21 protein-coding genes and 1 riboswitch are annotated in these 19,686 nt (G+C 73.0%); of the genes, 15 read left to right on the top strand and 6 right to left on the bottom strand.

The genetic code is table 11. The features are described from left to right. Nucleotides 1–140 precede the first annotated feature (140 nt). Nucleotides 141–749, bottom strand: a complete 609-nt coding sequence (locus ACFVXK_RS28340) for a hypothetical protein (protein ID WP_389616706.1) — start codon at nucleotides 747–749, stop codon at nucleotides 141–143. Nucleotides 750–998: 249 nt separating this feature from the next. Between ACFVXK_RS28340 and purN the strand changes: the two genes are divergently transcribed. Continuing rightward, nucleotides 999–1,622 (top strand): phosphoribosylglycinamide formyltransferase, encoded by a 624-nt coding sequence (purN, locus tag ACFVXK_RS28335; protein WP_389616703.1) that lies wholly within the window; start codon nucleotides 999–1,001, stop codon nucleotides 1,620–1,622. Continuing rightward, the gene (purH, locus tag ACFVXK_RS28330; RefSeq protein ID WP_389616700.1) at nucleotides 1,619–3,208 is read left to right on the top strand and encodes a bifunctional phosphoribosylaminoimidazolecarboxamide formyltransferase/IMP cyclohydrolase; all 1,590 of its coding nucleotides are present in this window, start codon (nucleotides 1,619–1,621) and stop codon (nucleotides 3,206–3,208) included. Before purN ends, purH begins: the two co-directional genes overlap by 4 nt. A gap of 84 nt (nucleotides 3,209–3,292) precedes the next feature. Here the strand turns inward: purH and ACFVXK_RS28325 are convergent, their stop codons facing one another. Continuing rightward, nucleotides 3,293–4,042 (bottom strand): RDD family protein, encoded by a 750-nt coding sequence (locus ACFVXK_RS28325; protein WP_389616697.1) that lies wholly within the window; start codon nucleotides 4,040–4,042, stop codon nucleotides 3,293–3,295. A gap of 253 nt (nucleotides 4,043–4,295) precedes the next feature. On the opposite strand from ACFVXK_RS28325, the gene ACFVXK_RS28320 reads away from it, so the two are divergent. From ACFVXK_RS28320 to ACFVXK_RS28295, 6 genes are all read left to right on the top strand, one after another. Continuing rightward, a complete protein-coding gene (locus tag ACFVXK_RS28320; RefSeq protein WP_389616694.1) occupies nucleotides 4,296–5,156 on the top strand; it encodes a bifunctional methylenetetrahydrofolate dehydrogenase/methenyltetrahydrofolate cyclohydrolase in 861 nt (286 codons plus the stop codon). Further along, entirely contained in the window at nucleotides 5,146–5,709 is a 564-nt protein-coding gene (locus tag ACFVXK_RS28315; RefSeq protein WP_389616691.1) for a DUF3017 domain-containing protein, read from the top strand. The genes ACFVXK_RS28320 and ACFVXK_RS28315 overlap by 11 nt, the downstream gene beginning before the upstream one ends. A gap of 310 nt (nucleotides 5,710–6,019) precedes the next feature. After that, complete coding sequence (locus ACFVXK_RS28310) at nucleotides 6,020–7,009, top strand: malate dehydrogenase (RefSeq protein ID WP_389616688.1); 990 nt, start codon at nucleotides 6,020–6,022, stop codon at nucleotides 7,007–7,009. A gap of 136 nt (nucleotides 7,010–7,145) precedes the next feature. After that, nucleotides 7,146–8,900: a hypothetical protein gene (locus tag ACFVXK_RS28305; protein ID WP_389616685.1), complete on the top strand. Its 1,755-nt coding sequence runs from the start codon at nucleotides 7,146–7,148 to the stop codon at nucleotides 8,898–8,900. Next, nucleotides 8,890–9,264: a hypothetical protein gene (locus tag ACFVXK_RS28300; protein ID WP_389616682.1), complete on the top strand. Its 375-nt coding sequence runs from the start codon at nucleotides 8,890–8,892 to the stop codon at nucleotides 9,262–9,264. Before ACFVXK_RS28305 ends, ACFVXK_RS28300 begins: the two co-directional genes overlap by 11 nt. 3 nt (nucleotides 9,265–9,267) lie before the next feature. Then, nucleotides 9,268–10,638, top strand: coding sequence for a hypothetical protein (locus tag ACFVXK_RS28295; RefSeq protein ID WP_389616679.1), 1,371 nt, complete (start codon nucleotides 9,268–9,270; stop codon nucleotides 10,636–10,638). Between the two features lie 19 nt (nucleotides 10,639–10,657). Here ACFVXK_RS28295 and ACFVXK_RS28290 read toward each other — a convergent pair whose 3' ends face one another. After that, nucleotides 10,658–11,161, bottom strand: coding sequence for a carboxymuconolactone decarboxylase family protein (locus ACFVXK_RS28290; RefSeq protein ID WP_389616675.1), 504 nt, complete (start codon nucleotides 11,159–11,161; stop codon nucleotides 10,658–10,660). Nucleotides 11,162–11,207: 46 nt separating this feature from the next. On the opposite strand from ACFVXK_RS28290, the gene ACFVXK_RS28285 reads away from it, so the two are divergent. Continuing rightward, complete coding sequence (locus tag ACFVXK_RS28285) at nucleotides 11,208–12,623, top strand: PLP-dependent aminotransferase family protein (RefSeq protein WP_389616672.1); 1,416 nt, start codon at nucleotides 11,208–11,210, stop codon at nucleotides 12,621–12,623. Here the strand turns inward: ACFVXK_RS28285 and ACFVXK_RS28280 are convergent. After that, nucleotides 12,604–13,032 carry an ATP-binding protein gene (locus ACFVXK_RS28280; RefSeq protein WP_389616669.1) on the bottom strand — a complete coding sequence of 143 codons (429 nt, stop codon included), beginning with the start codon at nucleotides 13,030–13,032 and terminating at the stop codon, nucleotides 12,604–12,606. The genes ACFVXK_RS28285 and ACFVXK_RS28280 overlap by 20 nt on opposite strands. Nucleotides 13,033–13,140: 108 nt before the next feature. On the opposite strand from ACFVXK_RS28280, the gene ACFVXK_RS28275 reads away from it, so the two are divergent. From ACFVXK_RS28275 to ACFVXK_RS28265, 3 genes are read left to right on the top strand one after another with little or no spacing between them, the layout of a single operon-like run. After that, nucleotides 13,141–13,968: a helix-turn-helix domain-containing protein gene (locus tag ACFVXK_RS28275; RefSeq protein WP_389616666.1), complete on the top strand. Its 828-nt coding sequence runs from the start codon at nucleotides 13,141–13,143 to the stop codon at nucleotides 13,966–13,968. Next, entirely contained in the window at nucleotides 13,965–14,156 is a 192-nt protein-coding gene (locus tag ACFVXK_RS28270; protein WP_389616663.1) for a DUF397 domain-containing protein, read from the top strand. Before ACFVXK_RS28275 ends, ACFVXK_RS28270 begins: the two co-directional genes overlap by 4 nt. Then, complete coding sequence (locus tag ACFVXK_RS28265) at nucleotides 14,153–14,338, top strand: DUF397 domain-containing protein (RefSeq protein WP_389616661.1); 186 nt, start codon at nucleotides 14,153–14,155, stop codon at nucleotides 14,336–14,338. The genes ACFVXK_RS28270 and ACFVXK_RS28265 overlap by 4 nt, the downstream gene beginning before the upstream one ends. On the opposite strand, the gene ACFVXK_RS28260 is transcribed toward ACFVXK_RS28265, so the two are convergent. Next, on the bottom strand, nucleotides 14,325–15,149 hold the full coding sequence (locus tag ACFVXK_RS28260; protein WP_389616709.1) for a hypothetical protein: 825 nt from the start codon (nucleotides 15,147–15,149) through the stop codon (nucleotides 14,325–14,327). The two genes, ACFVXK_RS28265 and ACFVXK_RS28260, sit on opposite strands and share 14 nt — an antisense overlap. A gap of 100 nt (nucleotides 15,150–15,249) precedes the next feature. On the opposite strand from ACFVXK_RS28260, the gene ACFVXK_RS28255 reads away from it, so the two are divergent. Together ACFVXK_RS28255 and ACFVXK_RS28250 are read left to right on the top strand one after the other, a co-directional pair. Further along, nucleotides 15,250–15,549 carry a hypothetical protein gene (locus tag ACFVXK_RS28255; RefSeq protein WP_358893533.1) on the top strand — a complete coding sequence of 100 codons (300 nt, stop codon included), beginning with the start codon at nucleotides 15,250–15,252 and terminating at the stop codon, nucleotides 15,547–15,549. Between the two features lie 5 nt (nucleotides 15,550–15,554). Next, complete coding sequence (locus ACFVXK_RS28250; RefSeq protein WP_389616658.1) at nucleotides 15,555–16,745, top strand: glutathionylspermidine synthase family protein; 1,191 nt, start codon at nucleotides 15,555–15,557, stop codon at nucleotides 16,743–16,745. Between the two features lie 46 nt (nucleotides 16,746–16,791). Here ACFVXK_RS28250 and rocD read toward each other — a convergent pair whose 3' ends face one another. Beyond that, complete coding sequence (rocD, locus tag ACFVXK_RS28245) at nucleotides 16,792–18,000, bottom strand: ornithine--oxo-acid transaminase (protein WP_389616655.1); 1,209 nt, start codon at nucleotides 17,998–18,000, stop codon at nucleotides 16,792–16,794. A 119-nt stretch (nucleotides 18,001–18,119) separates the two neighbouring features. Beyond that, nucleotides 18,120–18,210: riboswitch (ZMP/ZTP riboswitch) on the top strand. A 35-nt stretch (nucleotides 18,211–18,245) separates the two neighbouring features. Here rocD and glyA point away from each other — a divergent pair. After that, nucleotides 18,246–19,514, top strand: coding sequence for a serine hydroxymethyltransferase (gene glyA / locus ACFVXK_RS28240; protein WP_389616652.1), 1,269 nt, complete (start codon nucleotides 18,246–18,248; stop codon nucleotides 19,512–19,514). Nucleotides 19,515–19,686: the final 172 nt, after the last annotated feature.

The raw sequence follows: 19,686 nt of genomic DNA, 5'->3' as shown, positions 1-19,686 counted from the left end.
GCGCACATCCCAGCCCGCGCGGCGTTTGAGGCGCGGGGGCGTGGGGGCGGAGCCCCCACAGGGGTCCGGGGCGCAGCCTCCGGTGGAACGGGCGAAGGGTGGGGCGGGGAGGTGGCCCCGCGCGGCGGTGGTGGGAGGGGTCAGCGTTGGACCTTCAGGACGTTGCCGATCATGTTGTCCGGGAGGAGGGTGTTGCACTGGAGTTCCGCTGTCTGCGTCAGCGCGTCGTCGCGGCAGACGTAGAAGTCCTTGTACGCCAGCTGCAGCCCGTACGAGGCCCCCGCCAGCAGCAGCGCCAGCGTCGCCGACACCATGCCGCTGACCGCCGCCGCCCGCTGCGGCCGGGCCGCCGGGCCGAGGGCGGCGAGGCCGCCCGGGCGGGCCGGGGTGCCCTTCGCGGGGTCGGCCGGGGTCGCGGGGCGGCCCCGCAGCGCGCTGATCCCCCAGTACATGGCGAGGGCGCCCAGCAGCAGCCCCACCGACGGGATCCCGAAGATCCCGAAGAAGAACCCCCACATCCCCGCGAGCATCGCGTACCGCGCCCGCCGCTGGACCGGGTCCATCGGGTCCCACCGCGCCGGCCCCCCGGGCTCCTGGCCGCCACCGCCGGGCTTCGGGCCGGACGGGCCGCCGCCGTCGCGCGGGCGCTGCGGCTGCCGGGGCTGCCACGGCTGGTCGGGCCGGCCCTCCGGGGGCGCCGCGAAGGGGTTGTCGTCGGTGGAGGGGTCGGGCTGACGGCGGTCCGGCATCTAGTGGCTTACTTCCCCTGTGGCGTGGACGGTGTCGTGGACGTCGTGGACCCGGCGTGCGCCGGGTCGTGCGGCGTGTACGCCAGACGCTACCGCCCGCCCGTCCCCCCGTCCCTCGGGGGCGGTCCCGTGTGCCGGTATCGTTGCAGGCGGTCGGTGGCTTCGTATGGTTCCCCGTATATCGGTACCCCGAAGTTTCGTATGACCACACAAGACCGACGTCGCAAATCCTGTGAGAAAGGGCCTCCCATGGCCGCCTCCCGCCTGGTCGTGCTGGTTTCCGGCTCCGGCACCAACCTCCAGGCCCTGCTCGACGCCATCGACGCCCACCCCGGCGGAGCCGAGGGTTTCGGTGCCGAGGTCGTCGCCGTCGGGGCCGACCGCGAGAACATCGCCGGTCTCGAACGGGCCGAGAAGGCCGGGATCCCGACCTTCGTGTGCCCGGTCAAGGCCTACGGGAGCCGTGAGGAGTGGGACGCCGCCCTCACCGAGGCCACCGACGCGTACGCGCCGGACCTCGTGGTCTCCGCAGGGTTCATGAAGATCGTCGGCAAGAACTTCATCGACCGCTTCGGCGGCCGGTTCGTCAACACCCACCCCGCCCTCCTCCCGGCCTTCCCCGGCGCGCACGGGGTACGGGACGCCCTCGCGTACGGGGCGAAGGTCACCGGCTGCACGGTCCACTTCGTGGACAGCGGCGTCGACACCGGCCCGATCATCGCCCAGGGTGTCGTGGAGGTCCTGGACGGGGAGGACGAAGCCGCGCTCCATGAGCGCATCAAGGAAGTCGAGCGTCAGCTGCTCGTCGACGTCGTGGGGCGCCTGGCCCGGCACGGCTACCGCATTGAGGGACGAAAGGTAACAATCCAGTGACCGCCAACGAAACGACGACGGCTGCGACCCAGCGACCGATCCGCCGTGCGCTCGTCAGTGTCTACGACAAGACGGGACTGGAAGACCTGGCCCGCGGCCTGCACGAGGCGGGCGTCTCGCTCGTCTCGACCGGCTCCACCGCCTCGAAGATCGCCGCGGCCGGTGTGCCCGTCACCAAGGTCGAGGAGCTGACCGGCTTCCCCGAGTGCCTCGACGGCCGGGTCAAGACCCTCCACCCGCGCGTGCACGCCGGCATCCTCGCCGACCTGCGCCTGGAGGACCACCAGCGCCAGCTCGCCGAGCTGGGCGTGGAGCCGTTCGACCTGGTGATCGTCAACCTGTACCCGTTCCGGGAGACCGTCGCCTCCGGCGCCACCCCGGACGAGTGCGTCGAGCAGATCGACATCGGCGGCCCGTCCATGGTCCGCGCCGCCGCCAAGAACCACCCCTCGGTCGCCGTCGTCACCAGCCCGGCCCGCTACGCCGACGTCCTCGCGGCCGCCCAGGGCGGCGGTTTCGACCTCACGGCCCGCAAGCGGCTCGCCGCCGAGGCCTTCCAGCACACCGCCGCGTACGACGTGGCCGTGGCGTCCTGGTTCACGAACGCGTACGCCCCGGAGGCCGAGGCCGAGGAGGGCGCGCTGCCCGAGTTCCTGGCCGGCGCGTGGGAGCGCAAGTCGACGCTGCGTTACGGCGAGAACCCGCACCAGGCCGCCGCCCTCTACACCGACGGCCAGCCGGGCGGGCTCGCCAACGCCGAGCAGCTGCACGGCAAGGAGATGTCCTTCAACAACTACGTGGACACCGAGGCCGCCCGCCGTGCCGCCTACGACCACGAGGGCCCCTGCGTCGCGATCATCAAGCACGCCAACCCGTGCGGCATCGCCGTCGGCGCGGACGTCGCCGAGGCGCACCGCAAGGCGCACGCCTGCGACCCGCTGTCGGCGTTCGGCGGCGTCATCGCCGTCAACCGCCCGGTGACCGTCGAGCTCGCCGAGCAGGTCGCGGAGATCTTCACCGAGGTCATCGCCGCCCCGGCGTACGAGGACGGCGCGCTGGAGGTCCTGGCCAAGAAGAAGAACATCCGCGTCCTGAAGGTGGACGGCACCCCGCACCAGCCGGGTGACCTCAAGCCGATCAGCGGCGGCGTGCTGCTCCAGCACTCGGACGTCTTCCAGGCCGAGGGCGACGACCCGGCGAACTGGACCCTGGCCACCGGCGACGCCCTCTCCACCGAGGAGCTCGCCGACCTCGCCTTCGCCTGGAAGGCCTGCCGCGCCGTCAAGTCCAACGCGATCCTGCTGGCCAAGGACGGCGCCTCGGTCGGCGTCGGCATGGGCCAGGTCAACCGGGTCGACTCCGCGAAGCTGGCCGTCGAGCGGGCGGGCGCGGAGCGCGCGCAGGGCTCGTACGCGGCGTCGGACGCGTTCTTCCCGTTCCCGGACGGGCTGGAGATCCTGACCGCCGCCGGTATCAAGGCCGTCGTCCAGCCGGGCGGGTCGGTCCGTGACGAGCAGGTCGTCGAGGCCGCGCAGAAGGCGGGCGTGACCATGTACTTCACCGGTACGCGCCACTTCTTCCACTGATACCGGGACGACACCGATACGGCGAAGGCCGCCACCCGCTGGTGCGGGTGGCGGCCTTCGCCGCGTGCGAGCGGTGTCCGCTGGCTACTTCTTGACGACGATCGTGCCCGCGGCGCGGTCGTGCCAGCCCTGGAGCTTGCCCGAGTTGTCGAAGAAGGGGGAGAGGTAGACCAGGAGCTGGCCGATGCCGCAGAGGAAGGCGCCGACCATGGGGATGATCCAGCGGATGAAGCCGCCGCCGATGCCCGGGACCTGGCCCGTGTTCTCCTTGACGACCTTCAGGCCGAGGGCCAGCTTGCCGACGGTGGCGCCCACGAAGGCGATCATCAGCCATTCGTAGAGCAGGGTGGCGAGACCGAGGATCAGCATTCCGCCGAAGAAGGCCGCGAAGATGCCGCCCGCGGCCTGGCCGGCCTGGGCCGACGCCTCGTTGAGGCAGGTGCTGTACGCGGGCGACGTCGGGTCGATGCCCGTGCAGTCCTTGATGTCGCTGGCGGCGCTGAAGGCGCCCGCGAACACCACGGAGCTCAGGATGAAGTACAGGACACCGATGATCAGACCGTCGATCAGACGGGCGCCGAAGCGGCGGCCCATCGTGGCGACCTGGACGGTGCCGAGGCCCGCGACGTTGATGTAGCCGTTGTTGGCCTGGAGCGTGCCGGGCGCCTGGGGAGGAACGCCGTACGGCTGCTGCGGCGGCTGCTGCGGGTAGCCGTAGCCGGGCTGGCCCTGCGGCGGGACGCCCTGGGGGGCCTGCTGCGGGTAGCCGTAACCGGGCTGGCCCTGCGGCGGCTGCTGCTGCCCGTAGGGGTTGTTCGGGTCGCCGAAGCTCATCTGGGTGTTTCCTCCGTGAAGTGCGGGGACGCACGGCACGCTGGAGGACACTTGCTTCTGCGGTACGCCCCCCGGCACTGCCCGCGGCACTCTTTTGCGTTCGTCTTGCTGCCCGTCATCGTGGTGGGCCCGCACCGGGCTTGTCCAGCCGGTTGCGAAGCCGGGCCAGACTTGTTGTGCAAGTGCAATGAAGAGCAGACTCCGGCCTCCGCCCGAGTGGAAGCCGGGCCGCCCCATCCGGAAGGATGCCCTCATGAGCGCCCAGATTCTCGACGGCAAGGCCACCGCGGCCGCGATCAAATCCGAACTGACCGCCCGGGTGGCGGCGCTGAAGGAGCGGGGCGTCACGCCCGGCCTCGGCACCCTGCTCGTCGGCGACGACCCGGGCAGCCGCTGGTACGTCAACGGCAAGCACAAGGACTGCGCGGAGGTCGGCATCACCTCCATCCGCCGCGAACTGCCCGACACGGCCTCCCAGGAGGAGATCGAGGCGGTCGTGCGCGAGCTGAACGAGGACCCGGACTGCACCGGCTACATCGTCCAACTCCCGCTCCCCAAGGGCATCGACACCAACCGCGTGCTGGAGCTGATGGATCCGGCCAAGGACGCCGACGGGCTGCACCCGACCTCGCTCGGCCGCCTCGTGCTCGGCGTGCAGGGCCCGCTGCCGTGCACCCCGTACGGGATCGTCGAACTCCTGCGCCACCACGGCGTCGAGATCAACGGCGCGCACGTGGTCGTCCTGGGCCGCGGCATCACCGTGGGCCGCTCCATCGGCCTGCTGCTCACCCGCAAGTCGGAGAACGCCACCGTGACCCTGTGCCACACCGGCACCCGCGACCTCGCCGGGCTGCTGCGCCAGGCGGACATCGTCGTCGCGGCGGCGGGCGTCCCGCACCTGGTGAAGCCGGAGGACGTCAAGCCGGGCGCGGCTGTCCTGGACGTCGGCGTCAGCCGGGACGAGAACGGCAAGATCGTCGGTGACGTCCACCCGGGCGTCGCCGAGGTGGCGGGCTGGATCTCCCCGAACCCGGGCGGTGTCGGCCCGATGACCCGGGCGCAGTTGCTCGTGAACGTGGTCGAGGCGGCGGAGCGGGCCGGCAGTGCGGGCTGAGCACGACACGAACGGCACCGCCCCGACCGGCGGCCCGGGCGGCACCGGCGGCCCGAACGGCTCCGGCGGCACGGGCGGAACCGGCGCGGCCGACCGTGCCGGCGCGACCGGGGCCGGTACCTCCGCCGAGGGCGGGGCGGCCGCCGCCACCGCCGACCGTGCGGTGGCGAAGTCCCGGCGGTTCCCCTCCGTCACCCAGGACACCGCCCGCCCCGAGGGCGCCGGCCGGGCCATCCCCGGGGCCGTGTCCACGCCCGCCCGGCAGTGGCCGATGCTCAGCGTCCTCGGCGCCACCGCCGTCGGGCTGCTGACCACGGCGTTCGGCCACCCCCGCATCGGCTGCCTCGTCATCGGCGTCGCCCTGATCGCGGCCTCGGTGCTGCGGCGCGCCCTGCCGTCGGTGGGCATGCTCGCGGTGCGCTCCCGGTTCACCGACATGGTCACGTACGGGGTGCTGGGCGTGGCCATCACGCTGCTGGCGCTGGTGGTGGAGCCGAAGGCGCCCCTGCACCTGCCGTTCCTGGAGACCGCGGTCCGCTTCACCGTCCGCTGACGGGACGTCCGCCGCGCCGCCGGGACGCCCCGCGGCGCGGCGCGCCCGGCCCCTCGAAGGGGCCTGGAAAGGGCGGTCCTCCCGGCTGGAGTACAGGTCGTGCACGCGTCCGTACCTTCGAACCCGGGGGTCGTGTGCCGTGGACCACAGGGTCCGGGGGGTTGGGGGGCCCTCGGGTCGGATAGCCTGACGGGCGGATGTCTCTTCACGTCAAGATTCGCAGGACAGGGAAGCGGCGTCCTCCCCAGTACTTGGGACCCAGCACACGGGGCGGGGACGCCCCACCGCCAGCTGTCTAACGGAGAAGGCCATGACCCGCACTCCCGTGAATGTCACCGTCACCGGCGCTGCCGGCCAGATCGGTTACGCCCTGCTCTTCCGCATCGCCTCCGGCCACCTGCTCGGCGCGGACGTGCCGGTCAAGCTCCGCCTCCTGGAGATCCCGCAGGGCATGAAGGCCGCCGAGGGCACCGCCATGGAGCTCGACGACTGCGCCTTCCCGCTGCTCAAGGGCATCGACATCTTCGACGACCCGAACAAGGGCTTCGAGGGTGCCAACGTCGCCCTCCTCGTGGGCGCCCGCCCGCGTACCGCGGGCATGGAGCGCGGTGACCTGCTCGCCGCCAACGGCGGCATCTTCAAGCCGCAGGGCAAGGCCATCAACGACCACGCCGCGGACGACATCAAGGTCCTGGTCGTGGGCAACCCGGCCAACACCAACGCGCTCATCGCGCAGGCCGCCGCCCCGGACGTCCCGGCCGAGCGCTTCACCGCGATGACCCGCCTGGACCACAACCGCGCGATCTCGCAGCTGGCGAAGCGCACCGGCGCCGACCTCACCGAGATCAAGCGCCTCACCATCTGGGGCAACCACTCGGCGACCCAGTACCCGGACATCTTCCACGCGGAGATCGCCGGCAAGAACGCCGCCGAGGTCGTCAACGACGAAGCGTGGCTGGCCGACACCTTCATCCCGACCGTCGCCAAGCGCGGCGCCGCGATCATCGACGCCCGTGGCGCGTCCTCGGCCGCCTCCGCCGCCAACGCCGCCATCGACCACGTCCACACGTGGGTCAACGGCACCGCCGCGGGCGACTGGACCTCCATGGGCATCCCCTCGGACGGCTCCTACGGCGTCCCGGAGGGCATCATCTCCTCCTTCCCCGTCACCACCAAGGACGGCAAGTACGAGATCGTCCAGGGCCTGGACATCAACGAGTTCTCCCGTGCGCGGATCGACGCGTCCGTGGCGGAGCTCGTCGAGGAGCGCGACGCGGTCCGCGAGCTCGGCCTGATCTGATCCACCCGCGCTGATCAGGAGGTTCACTCCTTCGCCTGATCATTGCGAACACCCTTGCGCCCCGGTCAAACCTGACCGGGGCGCTTTGGCGTGAATTGGCCTGTCGGTTCATGTAGGGGGTCAATAAGGTCGCCCGGTGACCGACCACCTGATTCCCCCTCAGTCCGGCGGCAGCGGCAGCAGCGTCCCTGCGGACCCGCGCAACGGCCGCCCACCGGTCCACCCGTCCATAAGCGAGGCCGGCCGTCTCCTCTGTGCGGGGACCTACCTCGACGGCACGTACCGCGACCGGGTGATCGACGAGCTGTACGTCCACGAGGAGCGGATCGCCGCCCCCTCGTACGGCTTCGACGCCACCCGCGTCCTGGCCCACGCCCTCCGCGCCCGGCGCGTCGAGCTGGCCTGGGCCGGCGGGATCGCCGGCGCCTGGTTCGTCGGCGGGCTGCTGACCAGCGGGATGATCACCGGGCTGCTCTTCCCCTTCCTGCTGCTGAGCCTCGCCAACTGGCTCCGGCGCCGGCAGAGCGTGGGGCTGCGGATCCTGTCCATGGTGGTCAGGGCCTACGCCTGGCTGTCGTTCGCCTTCATCCTCTTCCTCTTCTGGGCGATCCTGACCGACGGCACGGGCAGCATCTTCAGCTCCCTCTTCTCCGACTCCTCCAGTGGATACGGGGGATACGGCGGGTACGGGTCGCGCGGGTACACCGGCTCCGACGACACCGTGCCCCTGACCCTGTGGCTGACCCCGCTCGTCTTTGTGGCCATCGTCGCCCTCGTGGCCCTCCAGCGGGGCTACGGCGCCCGGATCGTCGCGCGCGACCTCGACCCGCGCCGGTACGCCGACCTGTCCTCCGACCCCGTCACCCAGAGCGCCCGTTTCGCCCGGGTCCGCGAGCGGATCCGCGGCGAACAGCACTCGGCACTGATCATGTACGACATCAACGGGCCGTTCACCGGGGCCGGGGAGGCATACCGCCCCTGGCAGCTCTCCGTCGAACTGCGCCCCCGCGACGACCTCGGCCCCGACCGCAAGCCGCGGCCCGTCTCCAACGCCGACATCGTGGCCCGCATCGTGCCCCTGCTCCAGGACCTGCGCGTGCCGTCCCCGCACGGCTCGGCGCAGGCGCAGGCCGACGTACTGGACCGGCTGCGCGAGCTGGTCGTCGACGAATGCGTGTTCATGCCGGCCGCGGGCCTGCCGCACCGGGACCGGGCCCGGCAGGTGCGCGACCAGTTCGGCGCGCACCGGCGTGGAGCCGTCGAGGAGGGCGGGGAGGCCCGCAGGTACTTCCTGCGCATCCGGGTCGGCGGCTGGGACGAGAACCTCGTCGTCACCGTGTTCGTACGGGTCCACACGCAGGGCGGGATGCTGATGCTGGAAGTGGCCCCGCACGTGCTGCTCCCCGTACGGACCGCCTTCCAGAAGGCCGACGCGGACGCCCAGCGCTTCCTCAACAACACCTGGCTCGGCAAGGCGGTCGCGGCGCTCGCCGCCACCCCCGGATCGTTCTGGGGCGCCGTGGCGGGCCTGTTCCGGGGACTCGCGACCTGGTGGCGGATCGTCACGGGCGGCCACGGCGGCGCCCGGCCCGAGGGGCCGCAGCTGTCGGTGCGGGAGCTCGCCGCGATGGACGACGGCTCGCTGTTCCACCTTATGGACCTCGACCGGTACCTCAAGACCATCCAGGACCGCGTCGTCGGCGGGGTGACCGTCGCCCTGCACGAAGCGGGCTGGCACACCGCGGAGTTCGCGCAGCGCGCCATCCACGTGGCCGAGGGGGCTACGTTCATCCAGTCGGTGAGCAACAGCGCGTTCAGCGTCGGCGGCACCGGCCACCACAACACCGCCGGGGGCGGTACGAGCGGCAAGGGGAGCAGCGGTGGGAAGTAACGGCGACGAAGAACGCCCGGTGCACATCGGCAACATCAGCAACACCGCCTTCAGCATCGGCGGCAGCAACAACACCAACACCGTCCACAACGCCGCCCCGGACGGCCGGCCGCCCACCCCCGAGGAACTGCTGCGGGCCGTGCACGACCTGCGCGTCGAGCTGGTGCGGGTGCCGCGCAGCAGCGGGCGCGGCGAGCTCGACGCGGAACTGGAGGACGCGGCCGCAGAGCTGGAAGGGGCGGGGGAGATCCGCCCGGGCGTGGCCGGCCGGCTGCGCGCGGCGCTGGAACGGTGGGCCCCGCTGGTGGAGACGGTGAGCGCGGCCACGGCACTGGCCGGGCTGCTCGGCTCGCTGGGGGGCTGAACGGTGTCCTCGCCCGACGACACCTGGTGGAACCCGCGCACCCAGCGCTGGGAACCGGGCCCGCAGCCGCCCGCCCCGACCGAACCGGAGCCCGCCACCCAGCCGGAGTACCTTGCCCCGCCGGAGCCGGCGGCTTCGCCCCCGCCCGCCCCGGGCCACCCGGCTGCGCCGGAGCCCCCGGCCGGTACGGGCCAGTCGGCCGCGCCGGTGCAGCCCGCCCGGCCGGAGCCGCACGCACCGGCACAGCCGCAGCAGGCGCCCGGCGACGGGGCGGGCGCTCCCGCGCGTCCGGGGTGGCCGGCCGAGTACGGACGCCCCGCGCAGCCCCCGGCCGCGCCGGAGCCCCCGGCCGCCCCGGGCCACCCGGTCGTGCCGGAGTACCTGGCCGTGCCGGAGTACCCGGCTGCCCCGGAGTACTCCGCGCCGCCCGCGCCCGCGCCCGGCTCCGAGGACCTCACGCAGGCCGCCCGGCCGGTGTACTCCGCGCCGCCCGCGCCCGCGCCCGGCTCCGAGGACCTCACGCAGGTCGGCGGGGCCGCTCCGGGGTCGGCGCCCGCGTGGTACGAGCGGCCCGCCCAGGCGGGGTGGAACCCCGGGCCCACCCCCGGAGCCGGGCTCCCGCCGCTGCCGCCGCCGACCGCCCCCGGCTACGAGGCGTGGCCGCCGCTGCCGCCCGCGACCCCGCACCAGGAGTACGGGGCGGCCCCGCCGTGGCGGACGCCGCTGCTGGTCGGGGTGGTGGCGGCCGTCGTCGGCGGAGCCGCCGTCGCGGCGTGGATGCTGCTCGGCGACAAGACCGCCCCGCCCGCCGACGCCCGCCCGCCGGCCCCCTCGGCATCCGCCCCCGCCACCCCGGGGCCCGGCACGCCCTCCACGGGCGGCCCGTCGTCCGCGAGCCCCACCCCGAGCGGCTCCCCGAGCCCCTCCGCGCGCCCCGGCTTCACCGTGGTGCACAACGAGGACGGCTTCTCGGTCGCCGTCCCCGCCGGATGGGCGCCCAGCCACGACGAACAGGGCGGCGGGGCCTTCTACCGCCCGCCCGGCGGCGACCGCAGCGCCCTGCTCCAGATCTTCCGGATCAGCGAGCCCGCCTCCACCGGCTCCTGCGAGCTGCTGCGGATGTCCTCCGAGCGGCTGAGCAGCGGCACCCCCGCCTATCAGCAGGTGTCCATGTCCCCCGTGGACGGCTCCGGCTGCGAGCTGGTCTACGAGTACGACAGCGCCGAGTCCCACGGCCGCCGCCGCGGCATGGAGCGCATCGTCGCCACCCCGGACGGCGGCCGCTGGGCCCTCCTCGCGGCCGGCCCGGCCACCGACGCCACGACGACCAGGGCCAACCTGACGGCGGCCCTGGACTCGTTCCGGCCGGGCTGAGCGGCCGGGAGGACGGAGGTCAGTGCTTGACCGGGGCCGGGGTGTAGTGGCCCGGGACCATCCGGGTGGTGACGGCGATCCGGTTCCACACGTTGATCATGGCGATGGCCGCGATCAGCTGGGCCAGCTCGGCCTCCTCGAAGTGCTTGGCGGCCTTCTCGTACACCTCGTCGGGGACGAAGCCGTCCGTCAGGACGGTGACGGCCTCGGTCAGCTCGATGGCCGCCAGCTCCTTCTCCGTGTAGAAGTGCTTCGACTCCTCCCAGGCACTGAGCTGGACGATCCGCTCGACGCTCTCGCCCGCCGCGAGGGCGTCCTTGGTGTGCATGTCCAGGCAGAACGCGCAGTGGTTGATCTGCGACGCACGGATCTTGACCAGTTCCGCGACGCTCGGGTCCAGACCCTTGCGGGAGGCGGCGTCCAGCGCGACGGCGGCCTTGTACGCCTCGGGGGCGAGCTTGAACAGCTGCATGCGGGGGGTGTGCTCGGCGGCCAGTTCCGTGGTCTTCGTTTCGTTGCTCATGGATCCACCGTACGAACCGGACGGCCCGCCTATATGGTCCATATCCATGACGGACTCGTGGGCCACTTACGGCGCCGACCTGCACCTGGACCTCACCTCGGTCGCGGCCGGTGAGCGCGGCCTGCGGGCCGCGCTCACCGAGTCCCTGCGCGAGGCCGCCCGCAGCGGCCGCCTCGCCCCCGGCACCCGGCTGCCCTCCTCCCGCACCTTCGCCGCCGACCTCGGCATCGCCCGCAACACCGTCGCCGAGGCCTACGCCGAGCTCGTCGCCGAGGGCTGGCTCACCGCCCGCCAGGGCTCCGGCACCCGCGTGGCCGAACGGGCCCGCCCGCGCCGCGCCCCAGCCGCGCCCCGGGTCCGCCACCCCGCCCGCCGCGGCCCCGCCTACAGCCTGGTGCCCGGCTCCCCGGACGTGGGCGCCTTCCCGCGCGCCGGCTGGCTGGCGGCGGCCCGCCGCGCCCTGACCGACGCCCCGAACGAGGCCTTCGGCTACGGCGCCGACACCCGCGGCCGCATCGAGCTCCGCGAGGCGCTCGCCGGGTACCTGGCGCGGGCCCGCGGGGTGTACGCCGACCCCGGCCGGATCGTGCTGTGCGCCGGCTTCGTCCACGCCGCCCGCCTCCTCGGCCAGGTGCTGCGGGCCCGCCGGGTGCGGGAGATGGCGGTCGAGGGCCTCAGCCTCGACCTGCACCGCGACCTCTTCACCGACGCCGGCCTGCGCACCCGCCCCCTGTGGGTGGACGACTCCGGCGCCCGCACCCCCGACCTCGCCGCGCTCGGCCCCCGGGTGGGCGCGGTCCTCCTCACCCCCGCGCACCAGTTCCCCACCGGCGCGGCCCTCACCGCCGAACGCCGGGCGGCGGCGGTGGACTGGGCCCGCACCACCGGCGGGCTGATCCTGGAGGACGACTACGACGGGGAGTTCCGCTACGACCGCCAGCCCGTCGGCGCCCTCCAGGGCCTGGACCCCGACCGGGTGGTCTACCTCGGCACCGCCAGCAAGTCCCTGGCCCCGGGGCTGCGGATCGGCTGGATGGTGGTCCCGCCGGCCCTGCTGGACGAGGTGATGGCGGCGAAGGGCCCGGCCGAGTGGACGTCGAGCGCGCTGGACCAGCTGACGCTGGCCGAGTTCATCACCTCCGGCGCCTACGACCGCCACGTCCGGGCGATGCGGTTGCGCTACCGGCGCCGGCGTGACGAGCTGGTGGCCGCGCTGGGCGGACGGGTCCCCGTCTCCGGGATCGCGGCCGGGCTGCACGCGGTGCTGGACCTCCCGCCCGGCACGGAGCGCGAGGTCGTCCGGGCCGCGGCCTGGCAGGGCCTGGCGGTGGAGGGGCTGGAGCGGTACCGGCACCCGGACACGGAGATGCCGGTGCGGGAGGCGCTGGTGGTGGGCTACGGAACCCCGCCCGACAGTGCCTGGACCCCGACCCTGGAGGCCCTCACGGCCGCACTCCCGTAGCGGGCCGCCGCCGCGGGACGACCTCCGCCCAGACCGTCTTGCCGACCACCCGCCCGGTGACGCCCCAGGCGTCGGCGAGCGCCTCGACGATGTGCAGCCCGTAGCCGTGGCCGTCCCCGTCCGGGCGCGGCTCGGGCCGCCGCCCCGCGTCCGCGTCGGAGACCTCGACCCGCAGCACCCCGTCGAGCCGCCTGAGTCCGAGCTCGAAGTCCCGCCCGGGCACGGAGCCGTGGGTCACGGCGTTGGCCGCGAGCTCCGCCACGACCTGCGCCACCCGGTCGGACTCGTCCCCGCCGAGCGGGAAGTCCCACCGGCACAGTTCCAGCACCGCCAGATGCCGGGCGAGACGCGCGCCCCGCCGTGTGCTGCTGAACCGCTGGCGCCATTCGTTTGCAGGGTGGCTGGACATGCCGCCGCTCCTCTCCGTAGTCGTTCAACTACTGGGCAGGTTCAGCGTGGCTGCTCGCAGGGAAGCATTCAACGTGCCAGGGGAGGACAGGAAGTTGATGGGAGTCCTGTGAACATCAAGGAACTGAACCCGGAGAGCTCGCCGCAGGCCGCCTTCGGTGCGCGCTTGCGCAGCTCGCGGGCCACGCGCGGTTGGCGGCAGGACGAACTGGGCGAGCGGATGGGGTATTCGAGCACCCACATCTCGGGCGTGGAAACTGGCCGCAAAGTGCCGACCTTGCCGTTCGCGCGAAGTGCGGACAGGGCGCTCGGAACGGGAGACGTGTTCGAGCGCGAGTGGCGGGAGATGCGGCACGGCAGCCTGCTGGAGGGCTTCCCGGAGTTCGTGGCGTACGAGGGGCGGGCGGCGGAGATCCGACTGTACGAGGTGGGTGTCGTCCCGGGGCTGCTGCAGACCCCGGAGTACGCAACGGTGCTTGCCGAATCGGACGTCCGGCGTGGGGCGATCACGCCTGAACAGGCCGCCGAGCGGGTCGCGCTGGTGGCGGACCGGCAGTCCTCCCTGGTGCGGCGCCTGGCGCCGCTGATCTTCGTGGTGCTCGACGAGAGCTGCCTGCTCAGGCCCATCGGCGGTTCCGCCGTCATGGACGCGCAGTTGGCGCGCCTGATCGAGTTCGCGGAGCTGCCGAACACCGTGCTTCAGGTCGCGCCGTTCGATATGGGGGAGCGGAGGCCGTTCAACCTGCCGGTGACCGTGCTCACCCAGCCCGATCGCGCACTTATGTCGTATGCCGAGTCCGCCCAACGGGGCTACCTTGAAAGGGAAAGCGCTGCGGTCGTGCCAATTTTGACGACCTATCATCAGCTCCAGGCAGAGGCGCTGTCCCAGGCGGCTTCCGTGGCCATGATCAGCACGTTGCGAAAGGGCACCCCGTGACGACCTCGACCGAATCCCCCCGCTGGTTCACGTCCTCGTACAGCGACCACGGCGGCCAGTGCGTCGAAGTGGCGACCAACCTCCCCGGCGTCGTCCCGGTCCGGGACTCCAAGACCCCCGGCGGGCCGGTGCTCAACTTCCAGGCGGCGGCATTCGCGGCGTTCGTCGCGGGTATCAAGGCCGCATGACGACGACCCCGCGCTGGCGCAAGTCCTCCTACAGCAACAACGGCGGCAACTGTGTCGAGGTTGCCCTCAACCTCCCCCGCACCGTCCCCGTCCGGGACTCCAAGGCGGGCGACGCGGGCCCGGTGCTGACCTTCGGCGAAGCCGCCTTCGCCACCTTCCTCGGAGCCCTCAGGACTCCTTAGGTTCCCCGAACCGCGACAGCGCCAACGCTCCGGCGACCGCCACCGCGAAGCCCGTCACGGCCAGCCAGGCCAGGCCTTCGCGGGGGCGGTCGCCGAGCCAGGCCACGCCCACCAGCGCCGGCCCGACGGTCTCACCGAGCACGAGCCCGGCCGTGGCCGCCGTGACCGAGCCCCGCTCCAACGCCGAGGTGAGCAACAGGAAGGCCGCCGCCCCGCCCAGCAGCAGCGCGTACAGCGCCGGGTTCCGCAGCTCCCGCAGGGACACGGTGTCGATGAGGCGGACGGCCACCTCCACCACCCCGAAGCCCGTCCCGGCCGCCAGGCCCAGCACCAGGGAGCGAGAGCCCCCCGGCAGCCGGCCCGCCACCGCGCCCACCAGCAGCACCAGAGCGGCCACCCCCAGCAGGCCCAGCTTCAGCGCGAGCGTGCCGACCCCGTGCCCCTCCTCACCCGAGGCCAGCCCGATCATCAGCAGCCCCGCGCACACCACGGCCACCGCGCCCCACTCCAGCCGCGACAGCCGCACCCCCAGCAGCTTCGCCGCGACCACGGCCGTCACCGCCAGGCTCGCCGCCAGCGCCGCGCCCACCGCGTAGATCGGGACGTGCCGCAGGGCGATGATCTGGAGCACGAAGCCCACCGCGTCCAGCCCCAGCCCCGCCACGTACCGCCACTGCCGCACCGCCCGCAGGAACAGGGCTGCGTCCACCCCCGAGCCCGTCGCCTCCGGCCGGGCCGCCGCCCGTGCGGCCATCGCCTGGAGGACCGAGGCCGTACCGAAACACACCGCCGCGCCCAGCGCGCAAACCATTCCGATCAGCACGAAACCCGACTCTAGGGCTCCCGTCGTGACAAGGGTGTGACGACGGCCGGATTCCCTCCCTCCGTCCGGCCGATCTAAGGTGCTCGCCATGGACACCAGCGACACCACCCGACGACGCATGCGCTCCGGCGCGGTCGCCCTCGGCGGCATGGGCCTGCTCGCCGCCACCCTCGTGGCCTGCGGCAGCAGCAGTGAGCCCGACAAGCGCTGCGCGTCCAAGTCCACCCTGGACCACCTCAACTCCAAGGAGTGCAAGAGCGGCGGCCGCGGCGCGTACTACTACGGCGGCACCGTCAGCAACGGCAAGGTGTCCGGCGGCAGCTTCGACAAGTCGGCCGTCACCCGCGGCGGCATCGGCGGCAGCCACTCCAGCTCCTCCGGCGGCTGACCAGCATGGAGCGCCACACCATCGAGCCCCGCCCCGACTGGCAGAAGACCGTCGAGGAGCAGGGGCTGATCTACCCCCTGACCCGCTTCCCCGACGACTCCCTGCGCCCCTACTGGGACGAGAGCGCGTACTACTCCTTCTCCCTCCCCGAGGTCGAGGCGCTGGAGAACGTGGTCGAGGAACTGCACGCCATGTGCCTGGCGGCGGCCGCCCACATCGTGGAGCACGACCGCTTCGCCGACCTCGGCATCACCGACCCGAAGGTCGCCGCGCTCATCGCCGAGTCCTGGCGGCGCCGCGCCGAGCAGCCCTCCCTCTACGGCCGCTTCGACCTGCGCTACGACGGCTCCGGCAGCCCCGCCAAGCTGCTGGAGTACAACGCCGACACCCCCACGTCCCTGGTGGAGGCGGCGAGCCCGCAGTGGTTCTGGATGGAGGAGCGCTTCCCGGGTGCCGACCAGTGGAACTCCCTGCACGAACGCCTCGTCGACGCCTGGCGCCGGCAGGCCGAGCTGCTGCCGCCCGGCCCGCTGCACTTCGCGCACTCCGAGACCGACGAGCTCGGCGAGGACCTGATGACGGTCGCCTACCTCCAGGAGACCGCCGAGCAGGCCGGGATCGAGACGCACGCCCTGTCCGTGGAGACCATCGGCTGGGACAGCCTCTCGAACCGGTTCGTGGACGACAAGCTCCGCTTCATCCGCGGCTGCTTCAAGCTCTATCCGTGGGAGTGGCTGGTCGAGGACGAGTTCGGCCCGCACGTCCTCGGGACCTACGACCACGGCGGCGGCACCGGCACCACCGCCTGGATCGAGCCGCTGTGGAAGATGCTGCTCGCGAACAAGGCGCTGCTGGCGATCCTCTGGGAACTCTTCCCCGAGCACCCGAACCTGCTGCCCGCCTACCTCGACGGCCCGCGCGAGCTCGCCGAGGCCGTCGGTTACGCCGCCAAGCCGCTGCTGGGCCGCGAGGGCGCCGGGGTCACCCTGCACGAGCCGGACGGCGAGCCGTTCGTCCCGGCCGAGGGGGAGACGTACGTCTTCCAGGCCCTGGCCCCGCTGCCCGACTTCGACGGCAACCGCGTCGTCCTCGGCGCCTGGGTGGTCGAGGAGGAGGCGGCCGGACTCGGCATCCGCGAGTCGGCGGGCCCGGTCACGGACGAGTACGCCCGCTTCCTGCCGCACGTGATCCTGTAGCCGGTCCTCCAGGGGGTGCCCGGCAGGGCACCCCCCACCCCCCCCGTCAGCCGCCGGCGAGGACCGCCCGCAGCTGCTCCAGACCCCAGTCCAGGTCTTCCTTCGAGATCACCAGCGGCGGCGCGATCCGGATCGTCGACCCGTGCGTGTCCTTCACCAGGACCCCGCGCGCCATCAGCTTCTCGGAGACCTCCCGGCCCGTGCCGCGCGCCGGGTCGATGTCCACGCCCGCCCACAGGCCGCGCCCGCGCACGGCGGTCACCGCGCCGCCGCCGGTCAGCAGGTTCAGCTCCCGGTGCAGGTGGTCGCCGAGTTCGGTGGCGCGCTGCTGGTACTCGCCGGTGCGCAGCATCGCGATCACCTCCAGGGCGACGGCGCATGCAAGGGGGTTCCCGCCGAAGGTGGAGCCGTGTTCGCCGGGCCGGAAGACCCCGAGCACGTCGCGGTCGGCGACCACGGCGGACACCGGCACGACACCGCCGCCGAGGGCCTTGCCCAGGACGTACAGGTCCGGGACGACGTCCTCGTGCTCGCAGGCGAAGGTCTTCCCGGTGCGGCCGAGGCCCGACTGGATCTCGTCCGCCATGAACAGCACGTTCCGCTCGCGCGTCAGCGCCCGTACCCCGGCCAGGTAGCCGGGCGGCGGGACGAGGACGCCCGCCTCGCCCTGGATCGGCTCCAGCAGCACGGCGACGGTGTTGGCGGTGACGGCGGCGTCGAGGGCGGTGAGGTCCCCGTACGGGACGATCTCGAAGCCGGGGGTGTAGGGGCCGTAGTGGTCGCGGGCCTCGTGGTCGGTGGAGAACGACACGATGGTCGTGGTCCGGCCGTGGAAGTTGTTCGCGGCGACCACGATCTTGGCCTGGCCGTCCGGGACGCCCTTGACCTCGTAGCCCCACTTGCGGGCGGTCTTGACGGCCGTCTCCACCGCCTCCGCGCCCGTGTTCATGGGCAGCACCATCTCCTTGCCGCACAGGGCGGCGAGTTCGGTGCAGAACTCGGCGAAGCGGTCGTGGTGGAAGGCGCGGGAGGTGAGGGTGACCCGCTCCAGCTGGGCCTTGGCCGCGTCGATCAGACGCCGGTTGCCGTGGCCGAAGTTGAGCGCCGAGTACCCGGCGAGCATGTCGAGGTAGCGCCGCCCCTCCACGTCGGTCATCCACGCGCCCTCCGCCGAGGCGACGACGACCGGGAGGGGATGGTAGTTGTGCGCGCTGTGCTCGTCGGCGGAGCGGATGGCATCAGCTGTTCTCGACACGGGGTCTCCGATCGTCCGTCTGCTGCGGGTGACGCGGGTGACATGGGTGGCGTCCTTTGTATCGTCGCTCGGATCGTGGACGCGGAAACCTCCGGGGCGCCGCGCCCGCTAAGGTGTTCGGTACGCACGGCGACTGGCGTACGGAGAACCAACTCCGGGGGAGTCGTGCGCGCACGACCGCACACAGGGCCGCTCGCCTGGGCCTCGCGGGGACGAGAGACGACATCGACCCCGGAGGAGCCGCGATGACCGCGCACCGCCAGCCCGCCCTGCTCGCCACCGACCCCGACCTCGCCGCGCTCGTCACCGCCGAGGAGACGCTCCAGGCGGAGACCCTGCGGCTGATCCCCAGCGAGAACTACGTCTCCGCGGCCGTGCTCGAAGCCTCCGGGACGGTCCTGCAGAACAAGTACAGCGAGGGCTACCCGGGCCGCCGCTACTACGAGGGCCAGCAGAACATCGACCGCGTCGAGGCCCTCGCCGTCGAGCGGGCCAAGGGCCTGTTCGGGGTGGACCACGCGAACGTCCAGCCGTACTCCGGGTCCCCGGCCAACCTGGCCGTCTACCTGGCCTTCGCGAAGCCCGGCGACACGGTGATGGGCATGGCCCTGCCGATGGGCGGGCACCTCACGCACGGCTGGGGCGTCTCGGCGACGGGCTCCTGGTTCCGGGGCGTCCAGTACGGGGTGCGGGCCGAGGACGGCCTGATCGACTACGACGCGGTGCGCGAGCTGGCCCTCGCCGAGCGGCCGAAGATCCTCTTCTGCGGCGGCACGGCCCTTCCCCGGACGATCGACTTCGAGGCGTTCGCGTCGATCGCGGCGGAGGCAGGCTCGATCCTGGTCGCGGACGTCGCCCACATCGCGGGCCTGATCGCGGGCGGGGCGCACCCGTCGCCGGTCCCGTACGCGGACGTGGTCTCCACGACCACCCACAAGACCCTGCGCGGGCCGCGCGGCGCGATGCTGATGTGCAAGGAGGAGCACGCGAAGGCCATCGACAAGGCGGTCTTCCCCGGCCTCCAGGGCGGCCCGCACAACCAGACGACGGCGGGCATCGCGGTCGCCCTGCACGAGGCGGCCCAGCCGTCCTTCACGGCGTACGCGCACGCGGTCGTCGCCAACGCGAAGGCGCTGGCGGCGGCGCTGCTGGAGCGGGGCTTCGACCTGGTCTCGGGCGGCACGGACAACCACCTGATCCTGATGGACCTGACCTCGCGGGGCGTGCCGGGGAAGGTGGCGGCGAAGGCCCTGGACCGGGCGGGCATCGTGGTCAACTACAACACCGTCCCGTTCGACCCCCGCAAGCCGTTCGACCCGTCGGGGATCCGGATCGGGACGCCGTCGCTGACGTCGCGCGGCCTGTCGGTCGACCACATGCCGGTGGTCGCCGACTGGATCTCCCGCGCGGTGGACGCCGCCGCGAAGGGTGACGAGCCGGCCCTGGCCGCGATCCGCGCGGAGGTCTCCGACCTCCTGACCGCGTTCCCGGCCCCGGGCCTCCCGGTCGCGTAGCCGCTGCGCGGAGCCCCTCCCCGCCCCGCCCTTTCTCCGTTTCCGCCTCAATCGCCGGCGCGGCTACAGACACGGCGCTACCGCGCCCGCGCCTCAATCGCCGGCGCGGCTGAAAGATTCGGGGCTCCGCCCCGGACCCCGTACGTGCGCTCCGCGCCCGTGCGCTCAATCT

The sequence above is a fragment of the Streptomyces sp. NPDC058157 genome (assembly GCF_042884105.1).
Taxonomy (GTDB): domain Bacteria; phylum Actinomycetota; class Actinomycetes; order Streptomycetales; family Streptomycetaceae; genus Streptomyces.
This window is presented reverse-complemented; position numbering and strand designations above follow the sequence as displayed.

Bases quoted from the DNA above. Each gene is read 5' to 3' on its own strand.
- ACFVXK_RS28340 (WP_389616706.1), bottom strand. From the start codon at position 749: ATGCCGGACCGCCGTCAGCCCGACCCCTCCACCGACGACAACCCCTTC.
- purN (WP_389616703.1), top strand. From the start codon at position 999: ATGGCCGCCTCCCGCCTGGTCGTGCTGGTTTCCGGCTCCGGCACCAAC.
- ACFVXK_RS28325 (WP_389616697.1), bottom strand. From the start codon at position 4,042: ATGAGCTTCGGCGACCCGAACAACCCCTACGGGCAGCAGCAGCCGCCG.
- ACFVXK_RS28320 (WP_389616694.1), top strand. From the start codon at position 4,296: ATGAGCGCCCAGATTCTCGACGGCAAGGCCACCGCGGCCGCGATCAAA.
- ACFVXK_RS28310 (WP_389616688.1), top strand. From the start codon at position 6,020: ATGACCCGCACTCCCGTGAATGTCACCGTCACCGGCGCTGCCGGCCAG.
- ACFVXK_RS28290 (WP_389616675.1), bottom strand. From the start codon at position 11,161: ATGAGCAACGAAACGAAGACCACGGAACTGGCCGCCGAGCACACCCCC.
- ACFVXK_RS28285 (WP_389616672.1), top strand. From the start codon at position 11,208: ATGACGGACTCGTGGGCCACTTACGGCGCCGACCTGCACCTGGACCTC.
- ACFVXK_RS28280 (WP_389616669.1), bottom strand. From the start codon at position 13,032: ATGTCCAGCCACCCTGCAAACGAATGGCGCCAGCGGTTCAGCAGCACA.
- ACFVXK_RS28265 (WP_389616661.1), top strand. From the start codon at position 14,153: ATGACGACGACCCCGCGCTGGCGCAAGTCCTCCTACAGCAACAACGGC.
- ACFVXK_RS28260 (WP_389616709.1), bottom strand. From the start codon at position 15,149: ATGGTTTGCGCGCTGGGCGCGGCGGTGTGTTTCGGTACGGCCTCGGTC.
- ACFVXK_RS28255 (WP_358893533.1), top strand. From the start codon at position 15,250: ATGGACACCAGCGACACCACCCGACGACGCATGCGCTCCGGCGCGGTC.
- ACFVXK_RS28250 (WP_389616658.1), top strand. From the start codon at position 15,555: ATGGAGCGCCACACCATCGAGCCCCGCCCCGACTGGCAGAAGACCGTC.
- glyA (WP_389616652.1), top strand. From the start codon at position 18,246: ATGACCGCGCACCGCCAGCCCGCCCTGCTCGCCACCGACCCCGACCTC.